The organism is Pseudomonas sp. W2Jun17, assembly GCF_023127795.1.
GTDB classification, from domain to species: domain Bacteria; phylum Pseudomonadota; class Gammaproteobacteria; order Pseudomonadales; family Pseudomonadaceae; genus Aquipseudomonas; species Aquipseudomonas synxantha_A.
This window is the reverse complement of the sequence record NZ_SPKO01000003.1, coordinates 165,955-186,527: the sequence shown is the minus strand read 5'-3', so window position 1 is coordinate 186,527 and position 20,573 is coordinate 165,955. Positions and strand designations below refer to the sequence as shown.

Here is a 20,573-nt window from a genome sequence, read left to right as displayed (position 1 = left end):
TCGGGAGCAAGCCCCCTCCCACATTGTTTCTATATCGGTCTTGAGTCAGGTGTGAATCAGTACCACCGCGCCTCACCCGGCGGGCGCTTCTTGAAGCGCTTCATGCTCCACATGTACTGGCTCGGGTAGGCGCCCACATAGCGCTCCACCACTTTGCTCATCGCCGCGCAGGAGGTGGCGGTGTCGGTGCTGTACATGTCTTCCGGCGCCGCTTCCAGGATCACTTTGTAGCCTGAGCCGTCCGGCAGGCGCAACGCGTGCAGGAATACGCCAACAGCCTTGTGGCCCGCGAGCATGTTCGGCACGAATTTGCTGGTGAGGGCCTGGGTGGCGAAAAACGGGACGAAGATGCCGGCGGACTCGGCTGGTTCCGGGTCGGCAGGAATGCCTACCTGGCCGCCTTTGCGCACTTCCTTGATCACGCTGAGAATGCCTTCCTTGGTCGACGCCGCCACGCGGTTGCCCAATTGCACGCGTTGTTTGCGCAGCAGTTCGTCCACCGCCTTGAGCTTGGGCGGGCGATAGAAAATGATCGGTTTGCACTGGCTGCAATAGAAGTGGTTCAGCACTTCCCAGTTGCCCAGATGACTGGTGATACCCACCACGCCTTTGCCCGAGGCCAGGGCTTGGTGCAACACTTCCAGACCCTCGACTTCCCGCACCAGGTCGATGGAGCGCTGGGCTGGCCAGATCCACGCGCAAGCACTTTCGGTCAGGGACTTGCCGATGTCCATCAGGCTGCGGCCCACCAGGCGCTCGCGCTCGGCCGGGTCCATATCCGGGAAGCATTTGGAGAGGTTGATCCGCACGGTGTCGCGGGAGCGGTTGGGGGTTTTCCACATGATCCAGCCGATGCCCGTGCCGACGGCTTGTACGGCGCGCCAGGGCAGCAGGGCAAACAACCGGAGAGCGCCTACCAGCAAGGCGCCTTTAAACTTTTCCACAGGTCACTCCTGATCGTGTGTGGTGCGCAAAACCGGCATTCTAACCGGCGTTGACCAAGTCCGCGTAACGGTCACAGTCCTGAGTGTGGTCCATGACCATGCCCGAGGCCTGCATGAAGGCGTAGCAGATGGTCGGCCCGACGAAGGTGAAACCGGCTTTCTTCAAGGCGCGGCTCATGGCTTCAGCCTCGGGTGTAATGGCCGGGACGTCGCTGCGATCCTTGAAGTGATTGACCTTGGGTTTGCCGCCGACAAATGACCACAGCAACCCCACCGGGTCTTCCAGCGCCAGCCAGGCCGCGGCGTTGCGCCGGGTAGCATTGAGCTTCAAGCGATTGCGCACGATGCCCGGATCCTGCATCAGCGCCTCGATTTCTTCATCGCTTAACCGCGCCAGACGCTGCGCATCAAAGCCGAACAAGACCTTTCGATAATGCTCGCGTTTGCGTAAAACAGTGATCCAGGACAGACCGGCCTGGAACCCTTCGAGCAAAAGCAACTCGAACAAACCCTGCGCATCGCGCAGCGGCGTTCCCCACTCTTGATCGTGATAAGCCATGTACAGCGGATCTTCAGAACACCAAAAGCAGCGTGGCATAAGGCTCCAGGGAGTGGTGGCGGGGCCGAATCGGGTATACTCCCGCTCTTTAAATCGCAGCCCAAGTAACAGGTGAATTTCGTGAGCCAGCCTACGCCAGCCGTGCGTACCTTCCAAGACTTGATCCTCGCCCTCCAGCAATACTGGGCCGAGCAAGGTTGTGTGGTACTTCAGCCCTACGATATGGAAGTAGGCGCCGGCACTTTCCACACCGCTACATTCCTGCGGGCCATCGGCCCGGAAACCTGGAACGCCGCTTATGTGCAGCCCAGTCGTCGCCCGACTGACGGCCGCTACGGCGAAAACCCGAACCGTCTGCAGCACTACTACCAGTTCCAGGTGGTATTGAAGCCCAACCCGGACAACTTCCAGGAACTGTACCTGGGCTCGCTCAAGCATGTGGGCCTGGACCCACTGGTGCACGACATCCGTTTCGTCGAAGACAACTGGGAATCGCCAACTCTGGGCGCCTGGGGCCTGGGCTGGGAAGTCTGGCTCAATGGCATGGAAGTGACGCAGTTCACTTACTTCCAGCAAGCCGGCGGCATCGAATGCTACCCGGTGACCGGCGAGATCACCTACGGCCTCGAGCGCCTGGCCATGTACCTGCAAGGCGTGGATTCGGTCTACGACCTGGTATGGGCTGACGGCCCGTTCGGCAAGGTGACTTACGGCGATGTGTTCCACCAGAACGAAGTGGAGCAGTCCACCTACAACTTCGAACACGCCAACGTCGAGAAGCTGTTCGAACTGTTCGACTTCTATGAAAGCGAAGCCAAGCGCCTGATCGAACTCGACCAGCCGCTGCCGTTGCCAAGCTATGAAATGGTGTTGAAGGCGTCCCATACCTTCAACCTGCTGGACGCCCGCCGTGCCATCTCGGTAACTGCGCGCCAGCAATACATCCTGCGTGTGCGCACGCTGGCACGTTCCGTCGCCCAAGCCTATTTGCTGGCTCGCGCCAAGCTGGGCTTCCCGATGGCAACCCCTGACCTGCGTGATGAAGTGTTGGCTAAGCTGGAGGCTGCACAATGAGTGCTCAAGATTTCCTGGTTGAACTGGGCACCGAAGAGCTGCCACCCAAGGCACTCAATACCCTGGCCGATGCATTCCTGGCCGGTATCGAAAAAGGCCTGCAGACTGCCGGCCTGAAGTTTGAAGCCAAAAAAGTCTACGCCGCGCCGCGCCGCCTGGCTGTGCTGCTGACCGCGCTGGAAACCCAGCAGCCGGACCGCAACATCAACCTGGACGGCCCACCGCGCCAGGCAGCTTTCGATGCCGACGGCAACCCGACACAAGCCGCCCTTGGCTTTGCCAAGAAATGTGGCGTAGAGCTGAGCGAGATCGACCAGAGCGGCCCGAAACTGCGTTTCAGCCAGGTCATCACCGGCAAGCCGACCGCCAGCCTGCTGCCGACCATCGTTGAAGACTCCCTGAACGACCTGCCTATCCCCAAGCGCATGCGCTGGGGTGCGCGCAAGGAAGAGTTCGTACGTCCGACCCAATGGCTGGTAATGCTGCTCGGTGACCAGGTCATCGATTGCACCATCCTCGCCCAGAAGGCTGGTCGTGATTCCCGTGGTCACCGCTTCCATCATCCCGAAAGCGTGCGCATCACTTCGCCGGCCAACTACCTCAACGACCTGCGCGCCGCTTACGTATTGGCCGATGCCAATGAGCGTCGCGAGCTGATCAGCAAGCGCACCGAAGAATTGGCCCGCCTGCAGGAAGGCACCGCCATCGTGCCGCCAAGCCTGCTGGACGAAGTGACCGCTCTGGTGGAGTGGCCGGTGCCGCTGGTGTGCTCGTTCGAAGAGCGTTTCCTCGACGTGCCACAAGAAGCGTTGATCACCACCATGCAGGACAACCAGAAGTATTTCTGCCTGCTGGACGCAGACGGTAAGTTGCTCCCGCGCTTTATCACCGTGGCCAACATCGAAAGCAAGGACCCGCAGCAGATCATCGCCGGTAACGAGAAAGTCGTTCGCCCGCGCCTGACCGATGCCGAGTTCTTCTTCAAGCAAGATAAGAAACAGAAGCTCGAAGACTTCAACCTGCGCCTGCAAAACGTGGTGTTCCAGGAAAAACTCGGCAGTGTCTACGACAAGGCCGTGCGGGTTTCCAAGCTGGCGGCCTACATTGCGCCACGCATCGGCGGCGACGCAGCCTGGGCCGCCCGTGCCGGCTTGCTGTCCAAGTGCGACCTGGCCACCGAGATGGTTGGCGAGTTCCCTGAGATGCAAGGTGTCGCCGGTTACTACTACGCCCTCAACGACGGCGAGCCGGACGACGTCGCCCTGGCCCTGAACGAGCAGTACATGCCACGCGGTGCCGGTGCAGAATTGCCGACCACCCTGACGGGTGCGGCCGTGGCCATCGCCGACAAGCTCGATACGCTGGTGGGTATCTTTGGTATCGGTATGTTGCCCACCGGTAGCAAAGACCCGTATGCCCTGCGCCGTGCGGCATTGGGCGTGCTGCGGATCCTGATCGACAAGAAGCTGGATCTCGACCTGACCCAGGCCGTGGTGTTCGCGGTCGGCCAGTTCGGGACCAAGGTCAAGCAAGCCGGCCTGGCCGAGCAAGTGCTGGAGTTCGTGTTCGACCGCCTGCGTGCGCGTTACGAAGACGAAGGCGTGGACGTTTCCGTCTACCTGTCGGTACGTGCCCTGCAACCGGGTTCGGCACTGGACTTCGACCAGCGCGTACAAGCCGTACAAGCGTTCCGCAAGCTGCCGGAAGCCGATGCCCTGGCGGCCGTGAACAAGCGTGTGTCGAACCTGCTGAGCAAGGCCGACAACCTCGGCAATGCCGACGTTGACCCAAGCCTGTTTGCCGATGCCAAGGAGTTCTCGCTGAACTCGGCCATCGCCAAGGCCGAGAACGCTGTGAAACCGCTGATCGCGGAGCGTAACTACGCTGAAGCGTTGGCGCGCCTGGCGTCTCTGCGTGAGCCGGTAGACGCGTTCTTCGAAGCGGTGATGATCAATGCCGACGATGCCGGCGTGCGGAAAAACCGTTACGCCATGCTCGCGCGTTTGCGTGGCCTGTTCATCAATATCGCTGACATTTCCGTATTGGGTTGATCATGTTGAAACTGCTGATTCTCGATCGGGACGGGGTGATCAACTACGACTCCGACGCTTACATCAAGTCGGTACAGGAGTGGATCCCCTTGCCCGGCTCGATCGAGGCCATCGCGCAGTTGAGCAAAGCCGGCTGGACGGTGGCCATCGCCACCAACCAGTCCGGCATCGCCCGCGGTTACTACGACATCGCCACCCTGGACGCCATGCACGCGCGCTTGCGCACGTTGGTGGCCGAACAGGGAGGTGAGGTGGGGCTGGTGGTTTACTGCCCTCACGGGCCGGATGAGGGCTGCGATTGCCGCAAGCCCAAGCCTGGCATGTTGAAAACTATTGCAGAACATTACAAGGTGCCCTTGGCTGGGATATGGTTCGTCGGGGACAGCCTCGGTGACCTGGAGGCGGCCAAAGCCGTCGACTCTCAGCCAGTTTTGGTAAAGACCGGAAAAGGCGAAAAGACCCAGGCGAAAAACCTGCCGGTAGGCACTTTGATTTTTGACGATCTGGCGGCGGTTGCCGCAGAACTTATTAACAACTAGCCGCCCTCGACTTCCTGACCAAGGATTGTTCGGGAGTGCGCTTTTAACAGGCGGGCCGTGTCCCGCAACGGTAAATGCCGCCATGTCGATCTTGCAGGCCATCAGAACCTTTTTCTTTTACCTGCTGCTGGGCACCAGTTCGTTTCTCTGGTGCACCCTGAGCTTTTTTATTGCCCCCTTCCTGCCGTTCAAGGCGCGTTATCGCTTCATCAACGTTTATTGGTGCCGTTGCGCGTTGTGGCTGAGCAAGGTGTTCCTGAACATCCGTTTTGAGGTCAAGGGCGCAGAAAACGTCCCGGACCAACCCTGCGTGATTTTGTCGAACCACCAAAGCACTTGGGAAACCTTCTTTCTTTCCGCGTACTTCTCGCCCCTGAGCCAGGTGCTTAAGCGTGAACTGTTGTACGTACCGTTCTTTGGCTGGGCCATGGCCATGTTGCGCCCGATCGCCATTGACCGTGACAACCCCAAGGCGGCGCTCAAGCACGTGGCCAAGAAGGGCGACGAGTTGCTCAAGGACGGCGTCTGGGTACTGATCTTCCCCGAAGGTACGCGTGTGCCCTACGGCACCGTAGGCAAGTTCTCACGGGGCGGTACGGCATTGGCGGTCAACGCCAACCTGCCGGTGCTACCCATTGCCCACAATGCCGGCAAGTTCTGGCCGAAGACCGGCTGGGCCAAACGCGCTGGCACCATCACCGTGGTTATAGGCGAGCCGATGTACGCAGAAGGCGAGGGGCCGCGTGCGATTGCTGCACTGAACGACCGCGCCGCTGCATGGAATGAAGCACAGCAGCGAGCCATGGGTTCCCTGCCTCCTGAGCCCTTGGTAGTCGAGACCCCGGCGATTTGAGGATCTGTGGATAACCTGTGCACGCTTTGTTGGCGAATTGGCTTTTTTTATTCATAACCTTCTGATTTAGCTGCATATTTCTGAAGGTCATAAAATCTCGAAAAACGTGCATAAGTTTTTTCTTCATAAAAAAACCGGTCCTTGTGACCGGTTTTTTATGCACAGCAGAAAAGTCGGTTTTTTAGTCTTCCAACTGCGGCAATAACAGGATGAATGTCGAGCCCTTGCCCAGCTCACTTTCACAAACGATGCGTCCACCGTGCCGTTCCACCACGGCCTTAACCATCGTCAGCCCCAGTCCAAGACCGTCACTGCCCTGGGCCGAATCGAAACGCCGGTATTGGCTGAACAGTTCCGGTAAATCCTCGGGGGCAATCCCCGGCCCCTGATCGCTGATGCGGCATTCCAACCAACCCTGTGCACTGCCGTGCCTCAACCTGACGGTAGTGCCGGATGGGGAATATTTGATCGCATTCTCCAGCACGTTGAACAACGCACGGGTAAGCAATGATTGATCGGCATGGATCATGGCTTCATCCGCCTCATCCAGGTCGTTGACCAGATGGATGCCCTTGAGCTGCGCAATCACCGCAACCTGATCAAAGGCGTCCATCACCAGCATGGCGAACAAGGTAGGCTGGAACTGGTAACCGTCAGCCTCGGCCTTGGCCAATTGCACAAAGGATTCGGTAAGGCTCAATGCCCGTCGGACCTGTTGTTCGACCTGGGCAAAGACTGGCGATTCGCCGTTATGCACATCCAGCAGGGCGAGGATCGCCGAATGGGGTGCGCGTAGGTCGTGGGAGAGGAAACGCAGCATGGTCTCGCGATGCTGCTGGGCTTCTCGCTCCTTGCTCAGGTCCGTCAGGCTCAACAGCCATCCGAGGGCGAAGTCACCTTCGGCCGGAAGCAAGGGCGCAAGCTCCATCCGCAGACTGCGCTGGTGGATATCGCGGAACTCAACCAATTCCAGTGCTGACAGGGCAGGGCGTACGCCGTTATGCAGCGGGGGATAACCCAAATCGGCGAGTTGTTCGATGAGGTTTGAATTGACCAGGTCGTTACCAAACACATCACGGGCTACACGGTTGGCCAACAGAATATTGCCCTGTGGGTCGGTTATCAGCGTAGCCACCGGCAGGCACTCCAACCCGTCAGCCATAAAGCGCCGCGTATCACGCGTACGACTGACTGCCTGCTCAAGGGCAAAGATCCGCCCCTGCAACACATCACCCTTGCTGGCGGGCGCACGACGACGCTCCGGCAGCACCTTGGGCTCGTTATCCAGCCGCGCCAGTTCCCAACCAAAGTAGGCCAGGATGACGCTCAGGCGCCGCCAGTTCCAGATGAGATAGCTGAGTAACAGCCCGATCAAACACGCGGCGGGAGACCACCAATGCCCAAGGCGCAGCAATGCCCATGAGCCCACCAGCGCCGCGGTCATGCCACCCAGGGTCATCCACAGGGCGTAGCGAGGGCGATACAGCAGAAGGCCCAGCAGCAAGGTCACCAGGGATGTCGCCAACAGGGCAGCAAGCCATCCGGGCAGGTCGACAATGCTGCGTCCCTGCAACAGACCATTGAGGATATCGGCCTGGATTTCCACTCCTGCGGTCGTGCCGACGGTGGAGGAGAGCGGTGTCACAAAACGATCGGCCATTCCATACGCCGTGGCACCTATCAGAATCAGCCGGCCGCGAAGCGTCTCGGGAGGTACCTCGCCGCGTAATACGCTGAGGTAGGACACGCTGGGAAAGTGGTCATCTTCCGAGGTGAAAGGCACGCGGATTTCATGCTCCTGATGCCACTGCTGGCTGCTGGGCTCCTGGGTCAGGCCCGGCATTACCGGTGCTTGCTCACTCAGCGCAAACGCCAACCATGCCAATTGAGGGAGCGTGCTTCCCGGCGGGCCTTCACGCAGATACACGCTGCGTACGATGCCGTCGCTATCCGCTTCGACGTTGATATGCCCCACGCCCTTGGCGCACTTGAGCAACGGTGACAGCGGCTCTCCTGGCAGGCTGGGACTTACGCTGCTATCACCGACGATGGGCAGCAGTACATTGCCAGCATTGCAGACCGCATCAGCCAACCGTCGTCCATCGGCCCCCTTGCTAGGTTCGCTGAAGACTACGTCAAACAGAATGCCTGCCGGCTGGGCGGCGCTAAGGCGTTCAATCAGATCTGCATGCACACTGCGCGGCCACGGCCATGGGCCGAGTATTTCCAGGCTGGGCGCATCAATGGTGACCAGCAGAATCCGTGGATCCACCGGTAAAGGTGTCAGGCGGCGCAGGCTGTCGTAGAGAGGGTTATTCAGTGCCAGGCCCGGGCTCAAGGACAGGTAAACGGTAAAGGGCAGTAACACCAGACCGATCAGCAGCCATTCACGGACCAACCCGTGGAACAACAGCTGTGCCTGGGTGGGTTGGCGTTTCTCGGCTTTGCGCCATAGTTTCACAGGGCTACCACCGAAAGTATGCGAAGGCATTGATGGTCATCGGGTAAAGGTGCCATAGGCCCGCTCCCTCTCCATGTGGTGACGTTCAACAGTGTTCTGAAACAAGTGAAGCTTATTTCGGTCTCAGTTGAGGACTTTACCCAGAACCGTGCAACAAACCATACCTCACCTTGTTGCAGGGCAGGGTATGAGCGAGTCCTTTTCCTCACAGACAGGAGCCGGTATCTTTGCTTTGAGCATCACGGGATCTTATCAGCGTATCGAGAGATACAAGGATCGTAGAATCCGCCCATAATTGTTCAGATTCAGAGGCTGGCTTTGCACAGTCGCCTCTCATTAAAGCAGTCGTATTTTTTGTAGGAAGGACCCCAATGCGAGTCGCAATACTGGATGACGAGCCCGCCGAGTTGCGACGGGTGGAACAGACACTGCGACAGATTCCCAGCACTGCGGAACAGCCATGGTCGCTGCATTTCTTTGAGCGCGGCGAAGACCTGCTGCGCCAACTGCGGCGGGAAACCTTTGACCTGCTGATCCTGGACTGGCAACTGCCGGATATCTCGGGCATTGCCTTGTTGCGCTGGACCCGCGAACACATGGAATCGCCCCCCGCGGTCATCATGCTCACCAGTCGCGATGCCGAAAGCGATATCGTCACCGCATTGAACAGCGGCGCAGATGATTACGTCAGTAAACCCTTTCGCCCCAACGAGCTCAAAGCACGCGTCAGCGCCGTCCTGCGACGTCACGGCTTACAGAAGTCGGCTACCCAGGAAGTACAGAGCTTTAATGATCTAACCTTCGACGATGCCGAACTGACCGTCACTCGCGCAGGCAAACCCATTAACCTGACAGAACGGGAATACCGCCTGGCCAGTTGCCTGTTTGCCAACCTGGCCCGGCCGCTGTCTCGCGAGTACCTGTATGAGCGGTTTTGGAGCCATGAGGAAATGGTCTCGTCACGGCCTTTGGATACCCATATCTACCGTCTGCGTAACAAGCTCGGGCTGACGGCGGATCGCGGCTGGCAGCTGTTGACGATCTATGGATATGGGTATCGTTTGGAGAGTGTGGCGACAACGGCGCAAAGTTGAAATCTTGATGTTCCACGTGGAGCATTTTAAAACGCTTAACCATCACCCAATAAAAAAGGCCAACGCTAAGCGTCGGCCTTTTTGTTCAAGCAGGTTTACCTGATCAGAAATCCAGGTTAGACACCGCCAAGGCGTTGCTCTCGATGAAGTCACGACGAGGCTCGACCGCATCCCCCATCAGGGTGTTGAAGATCTGGTCTGCGCCAATGGCGTCTTCGATGGTCACACGCAACATACGACGCTGAGCCGGGTCCATGGTGGTTTCCCACAGCTGATCCGGGTTCATCTCGCCAAGACCTTTGTATCGCTGGATGGTATGGCGCTTGGTGCTTTCAGCCATCAGCCAGTCCAGGGCTTCCTTGAACTCTTTGACCGCTTTCTTGCGCTCGCCACGCTGAATGTAAGCACCATCGTCCAGCAGGGTGCTCAGTTGCGCGCCGAGGGTAACGACCGTTTTGTAATCGTTGCTGCCGAAGAAGTCGCGGTTGAAGGTGACGTAGTTGGACAAACCGTGGGAGATCAGTTCGACCTCCGGCAGCCACACGTTACGTTCGCGGTCTTCGCGCAGGCTGGCTTTGTACACCAGGCCAGACTTCTCAACGGTACGCAGACGCACTTCGTACTGGGCCAGCCAATCCTGCATGGCGGCGTGATCGCCCAACTGCTCCAGGCTCACGGCCGGCAGGTAGATGAAGTGCTCGGTCAGCTCCTGAGGATACAAGCGCGACAAACGCTTGAGCGTCTTCATGACCATACGGAAGTCGTTGACCAGACGCTCCAGCGCCTCACCGGAGATGCCCGGTGCTTCGTCGTTCAGGTGCAGGCTCGCATCTTCCAGGGCCGACTGCGTCATGTACTCTTCCATGGCGTCGTCGTCTTTGATGTATTGCTCTTGCTTGCCTTTTTTCACCTTGTACAACGGCGGCTGGGCAATGTAGATGTAGCCACGCTCGATCAGCTCTGGCAACTGACGGAAGAAGAACGTCAGCAGCAGGGTACGGATGTGCGAACCGTCGACGTCAGCATCGGTCATGATGATGATGTTGTGGTAACGCAGCTTGTCGATGTTGTACTCATCACGGCCAATACCGCAGCCAAGTGCAGTGATCAAGGTGCCGACTTCCTGAGAGGAAATCATCTTGTCGAAGCGCGCCTTCTCAACGTTGAGGATCTTGCCCTTCAACGGCAGGATGGCCTGGGTGCGACGGTTACGACCCTGCTTGGCGGAACCGCCAGCAGAGTCACCTTCCACCAGGTACAGTTCGGAGAGGGCAGGGTCCTTCTCCTGGCAGTCAGCCAGTTTGCCAGGCAAGCCGGCGATATCCAGCGCGCCTTTACGACGGGTCATCTCACGGGCTTTACGCGCGGCTTCACGGGCGCGGGCAGCATCGATCATCTTGCCGACAACCAGCTTGGCCTCGTTGGGGTTTTCCAACAGGAAGTCGGAGAAGTACTTGCCCATTTCCTGTTCAACCGCGGTCTTCACTTCGGAAGACACCAGCTTGTCTTTGGTCTGGGAGCTGAACTTCGGATCCGGAACCTTGACCGAGATAATCGCCGTCAGGCCTTCACGAGCATCGTCACCGGTGGTGGCGACTTTATGCTTCTTCGCCAAACCTTCCGCTTCAATGTAGGTGTTCAGGTTACGCGTCAACGCAGAACGGAAACCCACCAGGTGAGTACCGCCATCGCGCTGGGGAATGTTGTTGGTGAAGCACAACAGGTTCTCGTTGAAGCTGTCGTTCCACTGCAGGGCGATTTCCACGCCGATGCCGTCTTCACGCTGGATGTTGAAGTGGAACACCTGGTTGACCGCAGTCTTGTTGGTGTTCAGGTATTCAACAAACGCACGCAGGCCGCCTTCGTACTTGAACAACTCTTCCTTGCCGCTGCGCTCATCCTTGAGGACGATGCCAACACCGGAGTTGAGGAAGGACAGTTCACGAATCCGCTTGGCCAGGATGTCCCAGCTGAAGTGGATGTTCTTGAAGGTCTCAGCCGATGGCTTGAAGTGGATCTGGGTACCGGTGGTTTCACTGTCACCAACGATTTTCATCGGTTCCTGTGGCACACCGTGGACGTAAGTCTGTTCCCAGATCTTGCCGCTACGGCGAACGGTGAGAATCAACTCTTCGGACAGAGCGTTCACTACCGACACACCTACACCGTGCAAACCGCCGGATACTTTATAGGAGTTGTCGTCGAATTTACCGCCGGCGTGGAGCACGGTCATGATGACCTCTGCCGCCGAAACGCCTTCTTCTTTGTGCACGTCTACCGGGATGCCACGACCGTTGTCACGCACGGTAATGGACTCATCCGGGTGGATGATAATGCTGATGTCGTCGCAGTGACCGGCCAGAGCTTCGTCGATGGAGTTATCGACCACCTCGAACACCATGTGGTGCAGACCGCTACCATCATCGGTGTCGCCAATGTACATACCGGGACGTTTGCGTACGGCATCCAAACCTTTCAGCACTTTAATGCTGGTCGAGTCGTACGTGTTTTCTTCGCTCATGCCTTCACTCCCGATGGTCGTGGGTCTGGGTGATACGGCCTTGTTCCACGTGGAACAAAGCGACTGGCGTTTCCGTCTGCCAGCCTTCCCTCAATAATTCGTGGTCTACACAGGTAATGAATACCTGGCAGCGTAAGTCTTCCAACAAGCGGCATAGCGAACGGCGGTGCTGCTCGTCGAGCTCCGACGGCAAGTCATCCACCAGATAAATACACTGACCGCGCCTTGCCTGGCTAACCAAGTGCCCTTGCGCAATACGCAGCGCACACACCACCAACTTCTGCTGGCCGCGGGACAAAATATCCGCAGCATTATGTGCACCTAATCTAAGGCGCAAATCAGCGCGTTGGGGGCCGGCCTGGGTGTGTCCGATTTGCTGATCCCGCTGCAGGGACGTCGCAAGCACAGCACTGAGCTCACGGTCTTTGTCCCAACCTCGGTAGTAACTCAGCGTCAGCCCCTCGAGGTCCAGTAACTCGCTCAAGGTCTGCTCAAAGACTGGTTTCAAGGCTTTGATATAGGCACGACGGTACTCATCTATTTCGTCGCTGGCCAGGCATAGCTCTCGGTCCCAGGCTGCTTGCGAAGCGGCGTCAAGTGTACCATGCCGCAGCCATGAGTTCCGCTGCCGCAGGGCCTTCTGCAGGCGCTGCCAAGTGGCCATGAAGCGGGGTTCCACGTGGAACACACCCCAGTCCAGAAATTGGCGGCGGATTTTCGGTGCACCTTCCAACAGACGGAAGCTGTCGGGGTTGATCAACTGCAACGGCAGAATTTCTGCCAGTTGTGCGGCACTGCGCGCATTTTGCCCGTCGATACGAATCTGAAACTCCCCGCCGCGATCGCGGGATATCCCCAGTGCACTCTGACCACCTTCCGCCAACTCGACTTGGCCAAACACTGTACACGCCAACTGTTCGTACTGAATCACCGGCAACAGGCGGGCACTGCGGAAGGAACGGGCCAGCCCCAACAAGTGGATAGCTTCCAGCACACTGGTTTTGCCACTGCCGTTGGCGCCATGGAGGATATTGATGCGGGGGGAAGGGGAGAAGGTCACCGGGTGCAGATTACGCACCGCGGTGACAGAGACGCGACTAAGGGACATCTAGCTTCTGCTGAGCATGATTACAGGCGCATCGGCATGACAACGTAAGCCGAGTCGTCGTTATCGGATTCTTGCACCAGGGCGCTGCTGTTGGAGTCCGACAGGATCAGGCGAACCTGTTCGGTAGTCATGACGCCCAGCACGTCCAACAGGTAGCTCACGTTAAAGCCGATTTCCAGAGAGCCGCCGTTGTAGTCGACGCCAACTTCTTCTTCTGCCTCTTCCTGCTCCGGGTTGTTGGCCTGGATTTTCAATTGCCCGTTGGCCAATTGCAGGCGAATACCACGGTACTTTTCGTTCGACAGAATCGCAGTACGGCTGAACGCTTCACGCAAGGCCTGGCGATCGCCAATCACCAGCTTGTCGCCACCTTTAGGCAACACACGCTCGTAATCCGGGAACTTGCCGTCAACCAATTTGGAGGTGAAGGTGAACTCACCAGTGGTCGCGCGGATATGGTGCTGACCCAACACGATGCTGACATTGCCGTCCGGCTCGGTGAGCAAGCGCGCCAACTCAAGGATACCTTTGCGCGGAACGATCACCTGGTGACGATCAGGCTGGCCGATATCGGCACGCATCGAGCACATCGCCAGACGGTGACCGTCAGTGGCAACCGCACGAATGATGCCTTCGGATACTTCCAGCAACATGCCGTTAAGGTAGTAGCGCACGTCCTGCTGGGCCATGGCGAAGCTGGTGCGCTCGATCAAGCGACGCAGCTTGCTTTGCTCCAGGCTGCACGTCAGCGAGCCTGGCCCTTCTTCCACGGTTGGGAAGTCATTGGCCGGCAAGGTCGACAGAGTGAACCGGCTACGGCCAGCCTTGACCACCAATTTTTGCTCATCGACCTTGATGTCAATCAGCGCATCGTTGGGCAGGCTTTTGCAGATGTCCATCAGCTTGCGCGCCGGCACAGTGATTTCGCCGGGTTCGGCGGGCTCTTCAAGCTGCACACGACCAACCAGCTCGACTTCCAGGTCGGTACCGGTCAAGGACAACTGCTGGCCTTCGACCACCAGTAATACGTTGGAGAGCACCGGCAAGGTCTGTCGGCGCTCGACGACGCCTGCGACCAGTTGCAGGGGTTTCAACAGGGCTTCGCGTTGAATGGTGAAATGCATGGTCTAGTCCCTTGCCTTAATAAGCTGCGCTGGTGTCATCACGTAGTCAGTGTACGCAGCAGGTTCTTGTAGTCCTCGCGAATATCCGCGTCGGATTCCTTAAGTTCGTTGATTTTGCGGCAGGCGTGCAAGACCGTGGTGTGGTCGCGACCGCCAAACACATCGCCGATTTCCGGCAGGCTGTGGTTGGTCAGCTCCTTGGAGAGAGCCATAGCCACCTGACGCGGGCGTGCAACCGAGCGCGAACGGCGCTTGGACAGCAGGTCGGAAATCTTGATCTTGTAGTACTCGGCCACGGTGCGCTGGATGTTATCCACACTCACCAACTTGTCCTGCAGGGCCAACAAGTCTTTCAGGGATTCGCGAATCAACTCGATGGTGATATCACGGCCCATGAAGTGCGAGTGAGCGATGACCCGCTTGAGCGCGCCCTCCAGCTCACGCACGTTGGAGCGAATGCGTTGGGCAATAAAGAAGGCAGCGTCGTGAGGCAGATCAACCTTTGCCTGATCGGCCTTCTTCATCAGGATCGCAACCCGGGTTTCCAGCTCCGGCGGTTCCACCGCAACGGTCAGGCCCCAGCCGAAACGCGACTTCAGGCGCTCTTCCAAGCCTTCAATTTCTTTCGGGTAACGGTCACTGGTCAAGATGACCTGCTGGCCACCTTCGAGCAGGGCGTTGAAGGTGTGGAAAAACTCTTCCTGGGAACGTTCCTTGCGAGCGAAGAACTGAATGTCATCGATCAGCAAAGCATCAACGGAGCGGTAGAAACGCTTGAACTCGTTGATCGCATTGAGCTGCAGGGCCTTGACCATGTCAGCCACGAAGCGCTCCGAATGCAGGTACACGACCTTGGCGTTCGGGTTCTTCTTTAATAGGTGGTTACCTACGGCGTGCATCAAGTGCGTCTTACCCAAGCCAACGCCACCATAAAGGAAGAGCGGGTTGTAACCGTGCTTGGGGTTATCGGCGACTTGCCAGGCAGCTGCACGGGCCAGCTGGTTGGACTTGCCCTCGACGAAGTTCTCGAAGGTGAAGGTGCGGTTCAGATAACTGGTGTGCTTGAGCCCACCCTCAACCTGCACAGTGCGCTGTTCGGCACGAACGGGAGCCTGCTGGGAGCTGGCGCCTGCCATCGGATCGAAGCTGTCGCGAGACGGTTCTTCATGCTCTGGCGCATTTTTTTGCGCAGAGGATTTGGACGACGTTGCAGCAGGTGCAGTAGAAGCAGCAACCGGTGCCGCTGCCGCCTGGGCTTGCGATGCCGCTGCAGCCAAAGGCGCGTTCGGCGCAGCACGGGGTGCTGAGCTACGTTTGCTGCCTATTAATAAGGAGAGCACGGGCGCGAGGCCATTGCCATGTTCATCGAGCAATTCGAGAACGCGGCTCAGGTACTTCTCATTGACCCAGTCGAGAACAAAACGATTGGGTGCGTAGACACGCAACTCGTCGCCTTCGGCTTCGACCTGTAGCGGACGGATCCAGGTGTTGAATTGCTGGGCAGGCAGCTCATCGCGCAAAAGCTCCACGCACTGCTGCCAAAGTTCCACTGACACGGATATCCCCTAAGTTGAAAGCCGGTGAGGCAAAAACAGCCGCCATTGTAGCGACCAGCCGCCCACTTATCCACATGTAGGTTGCTCACAGGGCACCCAAAATCAATGTGTTAACCGCAGAAAAGGCGACCAATGGTCTGTGCATAAGCTCTGTGGATAAGCCACCCTGAGCTCGTTGCACAAGTGGGGGCAAAAGTCTGTGGGTAACCGGCCTGTGGATAACAACCCATTCCACGCACAGCTTATCCGATAGCGCAGCACAGGCAGAGCACTGCTTCTCCCCCGTGTTGTCATTCTCTGTACAGCGCGCAGAATAAGGGCTAAAGGCAGTTATCCACAGATGATCGCCTAGCTAGCTTTTATAAGCTTTACAGAAAAGCTTTAAATAACTTCCTTCTTTATTTTTATATCTATGGCATGGCGGATGAAAGCAGAACGGCTCGGAAGGCGGCAAAGATCTAATTGAAGGAAAAGCTGGTTGGAAATTGACCTAGAGGCTTGCTTTCTCTAGAATCGCCGGTCTCTTAAAACGGGGGCCATTCCGGCCCGTTGTGGACGAACCAGGTAACAACGCCATGAAACGTACTTTCCAACCAAGCACCATCAAACGCGCCCGTACTCACGGCTTCCGTGCTCGCATGGCTACCAAGAACGGCCGTGCTGTCCTGTCGCGTCGCCGCGCCAAAGGTCGTGCGCGTCTGGCAGTTTGATAATCCGGTACTGGTGGTGAGTCAGGACTTCAGTCGGGAAAAGCGTCTGCTTACCCCCCGGCATTTCAAGGCAGTCTTTGACTCCCCCACCGGCAAGGTTCCGGGGAAAAATCTCCTGCTCCTTGCGCGTAACAACGATCTTGATCACCCCCGTCTCGGGCTGGTGATTGGCAAGAAGAGCGTCAAGCTCTCCGTTGAGCGCAATCGCCTCAAGCGTCTGATGCGCGAATCGTTTCGCCTCCACCAGGACACTCTGGTTGGTTGGGATATTGTTATCGTCGCGCGCAAAGGCTTGGGTGATGTAGAAAACCCCGAATTGATTCAGCATTTCGGCAAGCTCTGGAAACGTTTGGCTCGTACCCACAAGCCAGCACCAGTAGTCAGCACCGAAACTGTAGGGGTAGACAGCCTTGATGCGTAAACTGGCAATCGTTCCGATCCAGTTTTATCGCTATGCCATTAGTCCTCTGATGGCCAGCCACTGTCGTTTCTACCCCAGTTGTTCCTGCTACGCGTTAGAGGCCATAGAAAATCATGGTCTTCTTCGCGGTGGCTGGCTGACCTTTCGTCGTTTAGGTCGCTGTCATCCGTGGAATCCCGGTGGTTATGACCCGGTTCCACCTATCCCTACCTCCCGTTCTTCTTCGATGGCCGAGTAATCATGGATATTAAACGCACAATCCTGATCGTCGCCCTGGCAATCGTGTCCTATGTCATGGTCCTTAAATGGAACCAGGACTACGGCCAGGCTGCCCTGCCGACTCAGAATGTTGCTACCAATCAGGCTGCGCCGGCTATTCCGGACACCCCGCTGGGTAACAATGCGTCCGCGAGTGCCGATGTTCCCAGCGCGAATGGCGAGACAAGTGCCCCGTTAGAAACGCCAGTGGTCACCAACAAAGACCTCATCCACGTGAAAACGGATGTGCTCGACCTGGCTATCGACCCACAAGGTGGTGATATTGCACAGCTGAAGCTGCCGCTTTATCCACGTCGCCAGGATCATCCGGATGTTCCGTTCCAGCTGTTCGATAACGGCGGTGAACGTACTTATCTGGCGCAAAGCGGCCTGACCGGCACCAATGGTCCGGATGCACGTGCTACCGGTCGTCCGGTTTATTCGACCGAGCAAAAGACTTATCAACTGGCAGACGGCCAGAACCAGTTGAACGTCGACCTGAAATTCAGCCTCGACGGCGTCAACTACATCAAGCGTTTCAGCTTTACCCGTGGTTTGTACGATCTGAAGGTCACTTACCTGATCGACAACACCAGCGACAAAGCCTGGAGCGGCAACCTGTTTGCCCAGCTCAAGCGTGACGCCAGTTCCGATCCGTCTTCCAGCACCGCCACCGGCACCGCGACTTACCTGGGCGCCGCCCTGTGGACAAGTAACGAGCCGTACAAAAAAGTGTCGATGAAAGATATCGACAAGGGCACGCTGAAAGAAACCGTCCAGGGTGGCTGGGTAGCGTGGCTGCAGCACTACTTCGTGACCGCCTGGATTCCGAACAAGGGTGACGCGAACCTGGTTCAAACCCGCAAGGACAGCCAGGGCAACTACATCATTGGGTTCACTGGCCCGGCGTTGACCGTCGCTCCAGGTGCCAAGGCTGAAACCAGCGCTACCCTGTACGCCGGTCCTAAAAGCCAGGCCGTATTGAAAGAGTTGTCCCCAGGTCTGGAACTGACTGTGGATTACGGCTTCCTGTGGTTCATTGCCCAGCCGATCTTCTGGCTGTTGCAACATATCCACAGCATCGTCGGCAACTGGGGCTGGTCGATCATCTTCCTGACCATGCTGATCAAGGGGATCTTCTTCCCACTGTCGGCAGCCAGCTACAAGTCGATGGCGCGTATGCGTGCCGTTGCCCCGAAACTGGCGGCACTGAAAGAACAACATGGCGATGACCGGCAGAAAATGTCGCAGGCCATGATGGAGCTGTACAAGAAAGAGAAGATCAACCCGCTGGGTGGATGCTTGCCTATTCTGGTACAGATGCCGGTGTTCCTGTCGCTGTACTGGGTACTGCTGGAAAGCGTGGAAATGCGCCAAGCGCCGTTCATGCTGTGGATAACTGACCTGTCGATCAAGGACCCGTTCTTTATCCTGCCGATCATCATGGGCGCGACCATGTTTATCCAGCAGCGTCTGAACCCACCCCCGCCGGATCCGATGCAGGCCAAGGTAATGAAAATGATGCCAATCATCTTCACCTTCTTCTTCCTGTGGTTCCCTGCTGGCTTGGTACTGTACTGGGTGGTCAACAACGTGTTGTCGATCTCTCAACAGTGGTACATCACACGTAAGATCGAAGCGGCTACCAAAAAAGCCGAGGCGTAATTTACTCTGTGGATAACCACTCAAGACGCCCCCTAGTGGGGCGTTTTGCTTTCCGTCACTTTTGTTCTGGAACCTGCTGATGAGCGCTCCTCGTGAAACCATCGCTGCTGTCGCCACCGCTCAGGGCCGAGGCGGAGTCGGTATCGTTCGAATTTCCGGCCCCTTGGCGGGCGTTGCGGCCATGGCAATCAGTGGCCGAGAGCTGAAACCCCGTTATGCCCATTACGGCCAGTTTCTGGATGCTGACCAAAGCGTATTGGACGAGGGCTTGGCGATCTATTTTCCGGGACCCAACTCTTTCACCGGTGAAGATGTCCTGGAATTACAGGGGCACGGTGGTCCTGTAGTCCTGGATATGCTCCTGCAGCGTTGCTTGCAACTGGGTTGCCGCTTGGCACGGCCTGGGGAATTCAGCGAACGGGCATTTCTGAACGACAAGCTCGATTTGGCCCAAGCCGAAGCGATTGCGGATTTGATCGAAGCCAGTTCTGCACAGGCTGCACGTAACGCTTTGCGCTCATTGCAGGGGGCTTTTTCCCTGCGTGTGCATAACTTGACCGAGCAATTGATCAGCCTGCGTATTTACGTCGAAGCGGCGATTGATTTTCCCGAAGAAGAAATCGACTTCCTCGCGGATGGCCATGTGTTGGCGATGTTGGATAAGGTCCGTGAGGAATTATCCACAGTCCTGCGTGAAGCCGGGCAGGGCGCGTTGCTGCGCGATGGTATGACGGTGGTGATTGCCGGGCGGCCCAATGCCGGTAAATCCAGCCTGCTCAACGCCCTGGCAGGGCGCGAGGCGGCGATCGTCACCGAGATTGCCGGCACTACCCGGGATATCTTGCGCGAACATATCCACATCGACGGCATGCCGCTTCACGTCGTCGACACCGCCGGGCTGCGCGACACCGACGACCAGGTGGAAAAAATTGGTGTGGAACGCGCGCTCAAGGCTATCGGGGAAGCCGATCGTGTGTTGTTGGTCGTCGATGCCACGGCACCGGAAGCTGTGGATCCTTTTGCGCTGTGGCCAGAATTCCTCGAGCAACGACCTGACCCGGCCAAAGTCACCTTGATTCGTAACAAGGCCGACCTGACGGGTGAAGCGATTGCCCTGCAAACCAGTGAGGATGGCCATGTCACTATCAGCCTGAGCGCCAAAGCGGCAGGTGACGGCCTGGAATTGCTGCGTGAGCATCTCAAGGCCTGCATGGGCTATGAACAGACCTCGGAAAGCAGCTTCAGTGCACGTCGCAGGCATCTTGAGGCACTGCGCCATGCCAGTGCCGCCTTGGAGCACGGCCGGGCGCAGCTGACCTTGGCGGGTGCTGGGGAGCTGCTGGCTGAAGATTTACGTCAAGCACAGCAACTGCTGGGAGAAATTACCGGCGCGTTCAGCTCGGACGATTTGCTGGGCAGGATCTTCTCCAGCTTCTGCATCGGTAAATAGACCTTCGTTGTCCACAGACAGGCCATTCGCGCCTGTCTGTTAAGCCCGTTTCAGGGCAACCCCATCATTTTTTGACTGACTCGCCGAGCAATCGGTGTTTTTCCGTGCGCGCTATTCGCCTCGGCTGGTACTTTTCTGTGGATTAAACCCTGTGAGTAACCGCGCCTGTGCCCAGTTGATAACAG

At 57.7% G+C, this 20,573-nt stretch carries 17 protein-coding genes; 10 read left to right on the top strand and 7 right to left on the bottom strand.

What is annotated here, in order from left to right; all coding sequences use genetic code 11:
- Positions 1-56: 56 nt before the first annotated feature.
- Positions 57-944: a lysophospholipid acyltransferase gene (locus tag E4O98_RS01790; protein ID WP_005783378.1), complete on the bottom strand. Its 888-nt coding sequence runs from the start codon at positions 942-944 to the stop codon at positions 57-59.
- A 40-nt stretch (positions 945-984) separates the two neighbouring features.
- A complete protein-coding gene (gene tag / locus E4O98_RS01785) occupies positions 985-1,542 on the bottom strand; it encodes a DNA-3-methyladenine glycosylase I (RefSeq protein ID WP_005783377.1) in 558 nt (185 codons plus the stop codon).
- 81 nt (positions 1,543-1,623) lie between these two features.
- Between tag and glyQ the strand changes: the two genes are divergently transcribed.
- From glyQ to E4O98_RS01765, 4 genes are all read left to right on the top strand, one after another.
- The gene (gene glyQ, locus E4O98_RS01780; protein ID WP_003213601.1) at positions 1,624-2,577 is read left to right on the top strand and encodes a glycine--tRNA ligase subunit alpha; all 954 of its coding nucleotides are present in this window, start codon (positions 1,624-1,626) and stop codon (positions 2,575-2,577) included.
- Positions 2,574-4,628, top strand: coding sequence for a glycine--tRNA ligase subunit beta (glyS, locus tag E4O98_RS01775; protein ID WP_078822694.1), 2,055 nt, complete (start codon positions 2,574-2,576; stop codon positions 4,626-4,628). Before glyQ ends, glyS begins: the two co-directional genes overlap by 4 nt.
- Complete coding sequence (gene gmhB / locus E4O98_RS01770; protein WP_177327431.1) at positions 4,628-5,167, top strand: D-glycero-beta-D-manno-heptose 1,7-bisphosphate 7-phosphatase; 540 nt, start codon at positions 4,628-4,630, stop codon at positions 5,165-5,167. Before glyS ends, gmhB begins: the two co-directional genes overlap by 1 nt.
- Positions 5,168-5,249: 82 nt before the next feature.
- A complete protein-coding gene (locus E4O98_RS01765; RefSeq protein ID WP_005783374.1) occupies positions 5,250-6,020 on the top strand; it encodes a lysophospholipid acyltransferase family protein in 771 nt (256 codons plus the stop codon).
- Positions 6,021-6,201: 181 nt separating this feature from the next.
- On the opposite strand, the gene E4O98_RS01760 is transcribed toward E4O98_RS01765, so the two are convergent.
- Positions 6,202-8,481 (bottom strand): CHASE2 domain-containing protein, encoded by a 2,280-nt coding sequence (locus tag E4O98_RS01760; RefSeq protein WP_248134055.1) that lies wholly within the window; start codon positions 8,479-8,481, stop codon positions 6,202-6,204.
- Between the two features lie 371 nt (positions 8,482-8,852).
- On the opposite strand from E4O98_RS01760, the gene E4O98_RS01755 reads away from it, so the two are divergent.
- Positions 8,853-9,575, top strand: a complete 723-nt coding sequence (locus E4O98_RS01755; RefSeq protein ID WP_005783372.1) for a response regulator transcription factor — start codon at positions 8,853-8,855, stop codon at positions 9,573-9,575.
- 103 nt (positions 9,576-9,678) lie between these two features.
- On the opposite strand, the gene gyrB is transcribed toward E4O98_RS01755, so the two are convergent.
- Genes gyrB through dnaA form a run of 4 tightly spaced genes read right to left on the bottom strand, consistent with a single transcriptional unit; the run spans position 9,679 to position 15,884 of the window.
- Positions 9,679-12,096, bottom strand: coding sequence for a DNA topoisomerase (ATP-hydrolyzing) subunit B (gene gyrB / locus E4O98_RS01750; RefSeq protein ID WP_005783347.1), 2,418 nt, complete (start codon positions 12,094-12,096; stop codon positions 9,679-9,681).
- A gap of 4 nt (positions 12,097-12,100) precedes the next feature.
- Positions 12,101-13,204 (bottom strand): DNA replication/repair protein RecF, encoded by a 1,104-nt coding sequence (gene recF / locus E4O98_RS01745; protein WP_032878606.1) that lies wholly within the window; start codon positions 13,202-13,204, stop codon positions 12,101-12,103.
- Between the two features lie 20 nt (positions 13,205-13,224).
- Positions 13,225-14,328: a DNA polymerase III subunit beta gene (dnaN, locus tag E4O98_RS01740; protein WP_005783345.1), complete on the bottom strand. Its 1,104-nt coding sequence runs from the start codon at positions 14,326-14,328 to the stop codon at positions 13,225-13,227.
- 38 nt (positions 14,329-14,366) lie between these two features.
- On the bottom strand, positions 14,367-15,884 hold the full coding sequence (gene dnaA, locus E4O98_RS01735; protein ID WP_032878608.1) for a chromosomal replication initiator protein DnaA: 1,518 nt from the start codon (positions 15,882-15,884) through the stop codon (positions 14,367-14,369).
- Positions 15,885-16,459: 575 nt separating this feature from the next.
- On the opposite strand from dnaA, the gene rpmH reads away from it, so the two are divergent.
- The 5 genes from rpmH (at position 16,460) to mnmE (ending at position 20,388) form a co-directional block, all read left to right on the top strand.
- Entirely contained in the window at positions 16,460-16,594 is a 135-nt protein-coding gene (rpmH, locus tag E4O98_RS01730) for a 50S ribosomal protein L34 (protein ID WP_003213577.1), read from the top strand.
- 16 nt (positions 16,595-16,610) lie between these two features.
- A complete protein-coding gene (rnpA, locus tag E4O98_RS01725) occupies positions 16,611-17,015 on the top strand; it encodes a ribonuclease P protein component (protein ID WP_228309934.1) in 405 nt (134 codons plus the stop codon).
- Positions 17,008-17,253 (top strand): membrane protein insertion efficiency factor YidD, encoded by a 246-nt coding sequence (yidD, locus tag E4O98_RS01720; protein WP_019816912.1) that lies wholly within the window; start codon positions 17,008-17,010, stop codon positions 17,251-17,253. The genes rnpA and yidD overlap by 8 nt, the downstream gene beginning before the upstream one ends.
- Before the next feature lie 2 nt (positions 17,254-17,255).
- Positions 17,256-18,938, top strand: a complete 1,683-nt coding sequence (yidC, locus tag E4O98_RS01715) for a membrane protein insertase YidC (RefSeq protein WP_248134004.1) — start codon at positions 17,256-17,258, stop codon at positions 18,936-18,938.
- Between the two features lie 79 nt (positions 18,939-19,017).
- Entirely contained in the window at positions 19,018-20,388 is a 1,371-nt protein-coding gene (mnmE, locus tag E4O98_RS01710) for a tRNA uridine-5-carboxymethylaminomethyl(34) synthesis GTPase MnmE (protein ID WP_032878611.1), read from the top strand.
- Positions 20,389-20,573: the final 185 nt, after the last annotated feature.